Below are 9,979 nucleotides of genomic sequence, written 5' to 3' on the forward strand. Positions count from 1 at the left end.
TCGCCTCCAATTATCCTTTAATTGAACCAGCCTGTATCCCTTGTAAGAGTTGTCTCTGAAAAAATATTATAATTATCAAAATTGGGATCATACCAATTACAATGGCGGCACTAAGTAAACCCCAATCTATACTGTAAAGTCCCAAGAATCTGTACATTGCAACTTGGAAAACAGTCTTACTGGGAGAACTTATTAAAATCATAGGTAAAACGAATTCATTCCATGCAAATCTGAAGGTAAATATAAAAGATATACTTAAACCTGGCCAAGATAAGGGCATTATTACCTTCGTAAATCTTTGCATGGTTGTGGCACCATCCAGAGCTGCTGCCTCTTCTAAAGAAACGGGAATGGTATCAAAATGGTTTTTGAGAATAAAAATATTCAAGGGTATTATTAAAACCTGATAAGCCAGGATTACTCCCGCATATGTATCTAATAAACCCATCCTCTGAAATATCAAATATAATGGGATTGTGTTCATCGTAATAGGTATCATAAAAATTCCCATCACTCCGGCTAAAAGTTGCTTTTTCCCTCTGAACTTGTACCTTGAAAAGGCAAAGGCAGCTAACGCAGAAATTATAACACATAGTAGGGTTGCTGGAACAGCTACTATAATACTATTCAGAAAACTTCTCATCATTTGTTCATCTTGAAGAAGCAATTGATAATTTTGAAAGGTCACTTCTTTAGGAATTAAAGTAGGAGGGAATGATCTTGCTTCCTCCGCTGTTTTCAACGAAGTAACAAACACCCAAAATATAGGCATTACCGTGTAAATAGCGAATAGAACAAGAATGATAAATAGTATAGCTCTAATTGTTTTATTCTTTTTGGTCATGCCTCCTCACCCCTCAATGCTCGTAGATAAAGGAAAGAAACCGTCAAATTTATAATAAGTAGAACTATTCCTATTGCCGCACCAATAGACAGATTACCTTGTTCAAAACCTTGTTTATACATATACAAAGAGGCTGTTGTAGTAGACATTAAAGGCCCTCCTCCTGTCAATACCAATTGAAGATCAAAAAGGTTTACACTCCACATAGAAGTAAGGATTAAATTTATCCCCAAAAAAGGCGCCAACAAAGGCAACGTTATATTGAAAAAACTTTGAAGTGGGTTAGCACCATCAATTTTAGCGGCCTCATACAAACTTCTATCGATTGTCAACAACGAGGATTCTTGAAAAAGTATAGAAAACGGTGTACCAAACCATATATTAGCTATCAATAAGGATATCAAGGCCATATTTGGATCTGATATCCAATTTACAGGCTGCATTCCTAACCTCATAAGCATACCGTTTATCAATCCAAAATAATCGTTGTACATCCACTGCCAGGAAAATCCAACGATAGTGGCTGACAAAAGCCATGGAAGTATAAAAAGAACCCTAAAAAATTTAGTCCCCCAAACTCTTTCAATTAAAATCCTCGCTATTAAAAAACCTATAAAAATTTGAAAAAATACCGATCCTAAAACAAAAAAGAGTGTAACTTTCAAAGATTGTAGGAAATATTCATCTTGAAAAATTTTTACCCAGTTTTGGAAACCAACAAAAGGCCAAACGTCATTTATATTAGTAGTTTTTACATCATGCATCGATATGGTTAGATTCCAAAATACAGGAAAAATCATTAAAAAGAACATTATGGCCAAAGCAGGTAGTAACAATAAAAAAGGCATCCACTTTTTCTTTTGCATTGGTTCACCACCTCCGTCTATTCTTTACTAAAAGCAGCCTCCTTTAACCAAGGAGGACTGCTCTGTTAAATTTTTACTTTTCAAAGAATTTCCTTAGAAAATCAAAATTTCTTCAACCTTCTTTGAGGCGTTTCTCAAGGCATCTTCCGGAGTTTTTACGCCGTAATAGACTTCTTCTATCGCTATTCGCAGTGCCTCGGCTATTTGTGGATATTCAGGAATATTTGGTCTTCCTTTTCCTATCTCTACCGCCTTCATAAGATCTTCGAAGAAGGGTATCTCACTTTCAAGAGTAGATTTGTAAGGATCTTGTTCGGCTATGGTTTTTTGAGTGGGCAAGTAAACGTATTTAGCCAAAACAGGGGTCAAAACTTCTGGATCAAGCATGATAGTCATCAATTCCCAAGCTAACTCGGGATGTTCGGATGTTGAAGGAATAGCCAACAGCCAACCCCCCATCATTGTGGAACTTTTCATACCCTCTTCAGGAACTGGAAATCCAGGAATCATACCAATTTGATTGAAGTCAAATCCTTCAGGAAAGTTCCCTAGCAACCAACTTCCTTCGATCATTACGGCAAATCTCTTATCAGCAAATTCTTGGCCCCATTGATGCTGAACTTGTGGCCTTATACCTGCCTCTACCTGATCTCTCAAGAAAGCTAGTGCCTTTATCCCTGCCTCGCTATAAAAAGCTGGGTAATACTCCCCATCTTTTTGTTCGAGAATTTCTCCACCATTCATCCATAGATATGGGAACCACATATCAGGCGAATGACCAGCACCAACCAAATGCATCGGTAATATACCCTTTTTCATAGTAACAGGAGCTAATTTCTTGTAGGCCTCTATGTATCCATCCCAAGTTTTCAGCATTTCAGGATCTACGCCTGCTTCTTCTAACAAATCTTTCCAATACCATGTTACCCGTACGTCTGTCCAAGACCAGATACTGTAAAACTTGTCATCAAATTTTGAGCCTTCCACATTTGCAGGATAAAATTCACCAATTCTTCCCCAAGAGTTAACTTCTTCCGTAATATCTTTTAGGAAACCTGATTGTGCAAACTCTCCTAACCATATTTGATCGATTGAAACTAAGTCTCTTGGAGTTTTTCCAGCCGTTAAAGTGATAAGTTTAGACCTTGTATCATCATAGGGGAGCACTTCGTACTCCATCGTGATGTCCATCTCTGGATGTCTTTTGTTTAACTCTTCTAAAGCCGCTGGTATCAACTCGTTCCACCTATCTGCTGGAGCGGCGAATGTGCCAGTTAAAACAACCTTTTCCACCGCTAAAGCCATGCTTGAAAAAATCATAACAAACAACACAAAACTTACTAAAACCTTCTTGCTCATCTTGATCCCTCCTCACTTGATTTTTTGCCCGGTTGAATCTCGCCATACAAGTTCAACAGGCAAAGTAATTTTGAAATCCTCGCTATTATTTTCACCTTGGATGATTGAAACTAAGTATTTTGCCGCAACCTCACCCATATTTCGTAAAGGTTGCCTTACAGTAGTAAGATTTGGGAATATACTTTGCGCTATTGGTCTATCATCAAATCCATATAATTTCACTTTTTCAGGTACTGAAAGGCCTCTTACTTGCAAGGCTGTTAAAGTACTTACGGCCACGATATCGTTACAACAAAATATAGTATCCACATGGTACTTCAAACATTTGTCTATAGCCCTGTCCATCTCATTCTTCCCAACTATTTCGCTATAAACGGGAATATTATGCTCTTTACAAGCATCGGACATTCCGTTATATCTTTCTTTCACAGAACTAATAGAAAAATCTTCTTCAGAGAAAAACATGGTAGATTTTACTGTTGAATTTTGAATAAGCTCTTTTGTTAAGTTATATGCACCTAAGTAATTATCAGACTGAACAAGTGGTTTTCTAATATTGTTAACGGTTTTATCTACAAAAACCATAGGAACCTCTTTTTTTAATAACCTTTTGAAAATTTCATCTTCTACTAATTCTTTTGTGGGAAGGATTATATATCCTTTAGGGTTAGAAGAGAGAATATATTTCATTTTTAATTTCGTTATAGCGGAATTAGAATCTATGAACTGAACGAAAGGTTCGTATTCTGTGTTGTGATAAGCCTTCTCTATCCCAGCTAATATCTCAAAAGACAAATATTCATGTGAAATCGGAAGAACAACACCGATCTTGTTTTTTTCTTGCATCGGACTTGAAGATGACCCTTTTATAGGGGAGACAAACGTCCCCAAGCCCTGAATCCGATAAAGGTAACCTTCAAAAACTAATTTATCGAGTGCTTTTCTAACGGTTTCTCTACTTACTTTAAATTCTTTGGCTATGGCCTTTTCTGATGGTATCTGTTCATCAGGTTGGTACGTTCCGTTTTCTATATTTGCTATCAAAAACTCCTTTATTTTTTCGTATTTTGGTTTGTTATTCATATTCTTTCACTCCCTATGTACGTACATGTCTAGACATATTATACCAATACATTTTAAATAAACAAAATCTGATTAACGGCAACTACATCCATTTAGAGGTAATTATTTGCGATTAGATGGATTTATCTCCATTTTTTAAAGAATTAGAAAAAATCATTAAAATAATAGTATAATTAAAAAACCTGATAACCTTCAGGGTGGATTGCGAGTCAAAAAAATCAGGGGTTTTCTTTATGGGCGGGCAGCAGGGCGAAGCCTTACCACCTCTTTTCCTTATGGGCGGGCAGCGGGGCGAAGGGGCGCTATATACAATGTTTTAGAGTTCCTAAGGCCAAAAAATAAAAAAGATTGAGGAGGAAATATTTTGACTAATTTCAAAGAACAAGCTCACAAAATCCTAGAAGAAAGTCTTGTAATCGATGCACACTTCGATTTACTTATGGATGTAGCAAATCAAAGGAAATTTGGAATTCATAAAGTGATAGAAACCGATCATCTCGACAATTTTCGCAAAGGAGGATTAAATGTCGTAGTTTCCTCTTTGTTTATCGAAAGCTTTTTAACCCCTGAAATCTCGTTAAGAGAGGCTTTAGACCAAATCAGCTCATTTTACCAGGAATTAGAAGAATCAAGCGATTATTTAATGTTATGTAAATCATACGAAGATATAATTAAAGCAAAAGAAAATAATAAAATCGGAATATTTTTATCTTTTGAAGGTGTTGAACCCTTATACAACGATTTAGATTTACTCGATATCTTTTACCGTTTAGGTGTAAGATTTGTTGGACTGACTTGGAGTAGAAGAAACTATGCTGGTGATGGAAGTAAGTTTTTACCGCCAGACACAACGAAAAATTCAAACGGTTTATCTGATTTTGGAATAGATTTAGTAAAAAGGGCTCAAAGTTTAGGTATGATAATAGATGTTAGCCATTTGAACGACAAAGGATTTTGGCAAGTTATTGAGCTTACTAAAGGACCTATAATAGCTTCCCATTCTGATTGTAGAAAGATAGTAAACCTAGAAAGAAATCTCTCTGATTCACAGATAAAAGCGATAGCAGATACCGATGGTGTAATAGGAATAAACGCCTTTAACAAAATCGTCGCCAAGGATCCGGAAAAAGCTGATGTTGATGATTTAGTTAAACATATAGACCACATTGTAAATTTAGTAGGTATTGAGTATGTTGGTTTAGGATTTGATTTCTGTGAGCATTTAAAAAAATTTAACCCCCAGTTTGTTAACGAACTTAATCCATCTCCATCTTTTCAAGTTTTAGATAACCATTCAAATATTGTATTACTCGTTGAGAAATTACTACAAAGGGGATATGGTGAAGAAGATATAAAGAAGATCTTGGGAGAAAATTTTTCAAGGGTGTATAAAAAGGTACTAATTGATTAGAAATTTTAACTTATTAAATTTGAAAAAATTTGGTAAAATAAAGAAGAGGGAAAGCTTTCAAACTTTGCAGATATTGATGTTATTTTTTGTGACTCTGATACAACCCTAGCAGTTGCTGAAAAACTTGATTGAAAGATTTATCAGAGATAAAAGAGGTTTTGAAATATGCCAGATAGAGATGTAAAAACAATACAAGATCTCATATATTATCAATATGCCAAAATTATAGCAAGAAGCGCTTTTTCCATCCCTAATGGAAATATTGCGAAGAAACAGCATTATGGATTTATAAAAAAGACATTTTTAGAATTAAAAAACGGTGTTAAATCTTGGTCAGAAATTACTCACGAAGATTGGCAATTCGTGGAATTTCCAAAGGAATGTATATATTGCGGAGCGAAAAGCGATATTCAAAAAGAACATATTGTTCCAAGGGCTTTGCAAATTACCCCCAAGTGTAAAACATGTGACAAAATCCAAGGCATTCACAACCAAGTATGGGCGTGTAAACAATGTAATTATTCAAAAGGCACGAAAGGTCTTTATGAATTCTACAAGGCAAAATTTCCAAATGAAAAGAAATTCTACGACTTAATTCCACCACTATTAGAGAAGAAATACTTAAAGACAATTTATAATTGTCATAAATGTGCTGGAACTCTAAATCTTGGTGATCTAGATGGCGACGGAAAAATAACTGTACTGGACATTGACTTCATACTTCATTGAACTTCTCTAAAAATGGTATTTGTGGCTTTTACGAGCTAATAAAAATATAAACATTGCTTTTATGCTCAAACTTTATCAGGCACAACCTTTAACTGGTTTTAAATATTTACATGGAAGAAAAGAAGACAGAGCGATTCATATCGGACCTTTGAACGCTCCTGTTACGATGGAAGAAGGGGAAAAGGTGGTTATCGAGTGTAGAGCCAATGATTTCAACAAAGCAGATGTTCTTGGCTGGGAGTGGAGTTATGAAGTTAACGAACTTGCTAAAGCACGAGCAAAGGAAAATGGAGTTGAATTACGGCTGGTTCAACTACCTTCTGTGAACGAGATAAAATCCTCGCTTGTTGGTTTTGATTTGCAGTTATTGAAGGTTCCAGATCAGGTGGTAAAGAAGGAATTAGCCAAATATATTAAATTCCCAGAGGTTGCATATCTCGAAATTGACACTAAAACGAATGGAAATGAAGTCATGCTCAAAATCACTGATTTCCAAATCCCACCTACAGGAGAACTCGCAGAGATTTCCAGTAAAGTAAAAGACTCAAGAGAACTCATAGATTACTGGGCAATTGATTGGGATTACAAAGGCGATACCTTTCACAATCAATGGCAGAGTTTCAGGATGAAAAAGAATCCTAAAGTCGATTATGAGGCAAAACATAAATATGATGAAGTAGGCGAATACCAGATAATGGTTAAGGTGGTGGATGTTTTTGGGAATGACACTAATAAGGTTTTAAAGGTGGAGGTAAAGTAATGAGCATTTATATTAATGCATTTCCTATAATAAAGTACCCTGATGGAATCCAAATATTAAGGATACCTTATTCAGAAGACACATACGAGCAATATAAAGATTCTTCCTATAGAATCGCAAGTAATCTTTACATTTTTGACAGTGAGGCAAGGATAGGAGAAAAAGTTATATTAACAAAAAGTTCAATGGAATTTTCATTAGTTTTTCAGCATTTGGTGTTAAGAGCTATCAAGGATGCTTGTAGCGAAGAGAAATATAAAATAGAGGAACGGGGTAGAAGGTTAACCATTATTCATGAAGAACCAAGTATAAAAACCGACCATGTAGAAATATTTGAAGGAATTGAAATTCAGACAATCCATTGGCAGGATATAAATTTTGCCATAATTGTGGATTATTTAACCCGAAATAACTTTACAGAAAGATTTAAGATTGAAAAGTTAAATAAAAATACCTCTTTACCTGCTCCATCGTATTCTAATTTCTACAAATATTTAGGGCATAGAGAAGCAAAAGATATTATGACTAAAATAGGAGATTTAAGGGGAGAAAAAGTAAGGGGAAGAATGCGCTCGGATGCTTTAAAACAAAGAATGTCTGAAATTAAAGAATTTTTAATGAATTGTTTGGATTGGAGGGAAGGGGTAGAAAAAGAACTTTTTCTTTCTACAGGGGAAAGCATAGTAGTTTTAAACAAAAATGTAAAGGTGGTTTTACTATCTAGTGAGGAGCGTACATATGAGTAGTTTTTATGCTGAAATCATAGACGAACCTTGGCTAAGGTTTGGAAATGGTGTAACTGAAAAATTTACCTTTAGAGGACTTGGTAGAGGCGGTCCGTTTGATATTCATCAACTTAGTAGAAAAGAAAAATTAAATGTTCTTTTCATATATCCAGAGGGTAAAAAAGATATATCGGATTATATGTTTGACAAGTTAGTCTCAGGATATAGAAATTTCAATGGGTTTAATAGATTATTTCGCCAAGATTTGCAAAAAATAAACGGACTTGAGATACCTATAAAGTCTATTTCGCAGGGTGCAGTGATAGCAAATGAATATAAAACCAAACTAAAAAATTTCTTGCAAAATCAGAGGAATGAAATAGATACAGCAATCATTATGCACCCTGGGAAGCCCTATTTTACTTATGAGAGTCCCTATTTCTCAACAAAGATTTTGCTGGCGGCACATGGAAAACCTACCCAGTCGATAGATATAGAAAAATTTGAAAATCTAATTGGAAATGATAGTCTGAAATATTATTTAGCAAATGTTTCATTGGCAATTTATGCTAAAACAGGAGGAAAACCTTGGGCTTTAGACATTGGTCCAGGGGGTTCAGACCTGATTTTAGGTGTAGGAGGCACACGAGTAGATACTCAGAATTACTTTGCATTTACTACTCTTTTTGAGAGAAATGGAACTTTTGATTATTGGGCTTCAGACATAAGCAGAGGGGAAGAAGGCTATGTGAAATTGCTTAAAAGCCAAATTAGCATAGTGATAGATGATTATATAAAAGAGCATCCTGAAACGCAGGTTAAGAAGGTATCTTTTCACATTGCAGGCAAAAGACCTGGAAAGTTAGAGAAACAAGCAGTGTTGGAAGTTATGAAAGAAAGAGGTGCTGAGTTTGAGTATGCTTTATTTCACATTAATACCTCTTCCTTGTTTTGGATTATGGATGATAAAAACAATTTCTTTCTCCCCAATGAGGGCTTAAAAGTTAGCTTAACGTCTAAAGACTTTCTTATAATTGTGGAAGGATACAGACCCGCCGTTAAATCAATAAGGAGATTGGTAAAACCACTTAGGATCACTGCTATTGATTTTACAGTACCCTATGAGGAAATTCATAATATGGTTAAAGAAATTTACTGGCTTACCAGAATGAATTGGAAGGGTTTTAGAGCCAAGAAAATACCAGTAAGCGTTTATTATCCTCGTATTTTAGCCTATTTACTTTATAATCTTCGTATGCACGACCGAGAAGGGGTTTTCAATGATATAATGCTAGAAACTACCTTAAGGAAAAAGGCGTGGTTCCTATGAATGAGACAAATTTAATAAAGTTAAAGAACATTCTGCAAGACTTAATCCATAAAGAGATAAAGTCGGAAAGTAAAGATAAAAGAATCGTTTTTTATATTGGTTTAATAGAATCTATTTTTTCTCAGGAAAATCTACTTTATAAAATCATTTTGGATGATGCCAAGACATTAATAAAGGATGTAGAGAATGAAACATCTAGGTTAAACGATTCAACTGCTATTAGCGGTTTACTTGCTATGCGTTTGCTTAGGAGTAATAACCAAAAAGTCAAGAAAAAAATAAATGCCTATTTAAGTACCAAGTTGTCAGATTTTGAATATTCACCCTTGAAGAATGCGATGATGTTGTTTTTGTTATGTCAGGGCTTAGATTATCTTGAATCTTCCATAAGAGATTCAATTTTTAATAAATTAACTGACTTAATGGCTGCTTCCCATACTCTTGAAAATTTCATCTTAATCTACGCTTCATCTTTTAGCTTGAACAAAAATAACAACAGGAATATAAGGGAAATATTTGCCAAAAAGGTTATCCAATATGAACCTAAGAAAATGACTCTATCGGAAAGGATATATACCCTTTGGTCTTATGAAATATTTATTGCTCCATACATTAATTCTTATGAACAGGCTCTTAAGCCTCAAATCATGAAATGGAACAGAGAATTAAAAAAAGAAATAATGCCCCAACTGTTTAAAGAATTATCATCAAAACTTGTAGAAACAGAGATAGACGATGATTTGGCCAATGAGCCATTGTCGGTTTCTGCTTTTGAATTATCTTTAATTTATGAAACGATTTTGAAGAATGAAGATAAGTTTCTAATAATTTCCCAACAGGATTTTACAAACAGTCTTATTGAGAAATCCAAC

Annotated in this window: 10 protein-coding genes; 6 read left to right on the top strand and 4 right to left on the bottom strand. The window is 34.8% G+C overall.

Annotation, left to right across the window (positions count from 1 at the left end; genetic code table 11):
• Nucleotides 1–10: 10 nt before the first annotated feature.
• The 4 genes from X928_RS07545 to X928_RS07560 all read right to left on the bottom strand — a co-directional run bounded on the left by X928_RS07545 (nucleotide 11) and on the right by X928_RS07560 (nucleotide 4,152).
• The gene (locus X928_RS07545; protein ID WP_103079187.1) at nucleotides 11–844 is read right to left on the bottom strand and encodes a carbohydrate ABC transporter permease; all 834 of its coding nucleotides are present in this window, start codon (nucleotides 842–844) and stop codon (nucleotides 11–13) included.
• A complete protein-coding gene (locus X928_RS07550) occupies nucleotides 841–1,710 on the bottom strand; it encodes a carbohydrate ABC transporter permease (RefSeq protein WP_103079188.1) in 870 nt (289 codons plus the stop codon). Before X928_RS07550 ends, X928_RS07545 begins: the two co-directional genes overlap by 4 nt.
• Before the next feature lie 93 nt (nucleotides 1,711–1,803).
• On the bottom strand, nucleotides 1,804–3,069 hold the full coding sequence (locus X928_RS07555; protein WP_103079189.1) for an ABC transporter substrate-binding protein: 1,266 nt from the start codon (nucleotides 3,067–3,069) through the stop codon (nucleotides 1,804–1,806).
• A 12-nt stretch (nucleotides 3,070–3,081) separates the two neighbouring features.
• Nucleotides 3,082–4,152: a GntR family transcriptional regulator gene (locus X928_RS07560; protein ID WP_103079190.1), complete on the bottom strand. Its 1,071-nt coding sequence runs from the start codon at nucleotides 4,150–4,152 to the stop codon at nucleotides 3,082–3,084.
• A 364-nt stretch (nucleotides 4,153–4,516) separates the two neighbouring features.
• Here X928_RS07560 and X928_RS07565 point away from each other — a divergent pair, with 364 nt between their 5' ends.
• The 6 genes from X928_RS07565 to X928_RS07590 form a co-directional block, all read left to right on the top strand.
• On the top strand, nucleotides 4,517–5,563 hold the full coding sequence (locus X928_RS07565; protein WP_103079191.1) for a dipeptidase: 1,047 nt from the start codon (nucleotides 4,517–4,519) through the stop codon (nucleotides 5,561–5,563).
• A gap of 165 nt (nucleotides 5,564–5,728) precedes the next feature.
• Entirely contained in the window at nucleotides 5,729–6,292 is a 564-nt protein-coding gene (locus tag X928_RS07570) for an HNH endonuclease (protein WP_103079192.1), read from the top strand.
• A 19-nt stretch (nucleotides 6,293–6,311) separates the two neighbouring features.
• Nucleotides 6,312–7,052 carry a hypothetical protein gene (locus X928_RS07575; RefSeq protein WP_211286502.1) on the top strand — a complete coding sequence of 247 codons (741 nt, stop codon included), beginning with the start codon at nucleotides 6,312–6,314 and terminating at the stop codon, nucleotides 7,050–7,052.
• The gene (locus X928_RS07580) at nucleotides 7,052–7,798 is read left to right on the top strand and encodes a hypothetical protein (RefSeq protein ID WP_103079193.1); all 747 of its coding nucleotides are present in this window, start codon (nucleotides 7,052–7,054) and stop codon (nucleotides 7,796–7,798) included. Before X928_RS07575 ends, X928_RS07580 begins: the two co-directional genes overlap by 1 nt.
• Nucleotides 7,791–9,107, top strand: coding sequence for a Piwi domain-containing protein (locus tag X928_RS07585; protein ID WP_103079194.1), 1,317 nt, complete (start codon nucleotides 7,791–7,793; stop codon nucleotides 9,105–9,107). The genes X928_RS07580 and X928_RS07585 overlap by 8 nt, the downstream gene beginning before the upstream one ends.
• Nucleotides 9,104–9,979: hypothetical protein (locus X928_RS07590; protein WP_146026651.1), on the top strand; the 876-nt coding region annotated here is incomplete at its 3' end. The genes X928_RS07585 and X928_RS07590, both read left to right, overlap by 4 nt.

It is taken from the genome of Petrotoga miotherma DSM 10691, from assembly GCF_002895605.1.
Taxonomy (GTDB): Bacteria; Thermotogota; Thermotogae; order Petrotogales; family Petrotogaceae; genus Petrotoga; species Petrotoga miotherma.

Bases quoted from the DNA above. Each gene is read 5' to 3' on its own strand.
- X928_RS07570 (WP_103079192.1), top strand. From the start codon at position 5,729: ATGCCAGATAGAGATGTAAAAACAATACAAGATCTCATATATTATCAA.
- X928_RS07545 (WP_103079187.1), bottom strand. From the start codon at position 844: ATGACCAAAAAGAATAAAACAATTAGAGCTATACTATTTATCATTCTT.
- X928_RS07560 (WP_103079190.1), bottom strand. From the start codon at position 4,152: ATGAATAACAAACCAAAATACGAAAAAATAAAGGAGTTTTTGATAGCA.
- X928_RS07550 (WP_103079188.1), bottom strand. From the start codon at position 1,710: ATGCAAAAGAAAAAGTGGATGCCTTTTTTATTGTTACTACCTGCTTTG.
- X928_RS07580 (WP_103079193.1), top strand. From the start codon at position 7,052: ATGAGCATTTATATTAATGCATTTCCTATAATAAAGTACCCTGATGGA.
- X928_RS07585 (WP_103079194.1), top strand. From the start codon at position 7,791: ATGAGTAGTTTTTATGCTGAAATCATAGACGAACCTTGGCTAAGGTTT.
- X928_RS07555 (WP_103079189.1), bottom strand. From the start codon at position 3,069: ATGAGCAAGAAGGTTTTAGTAAGTTTTGTGTTGTTTGTTATGATTTTT.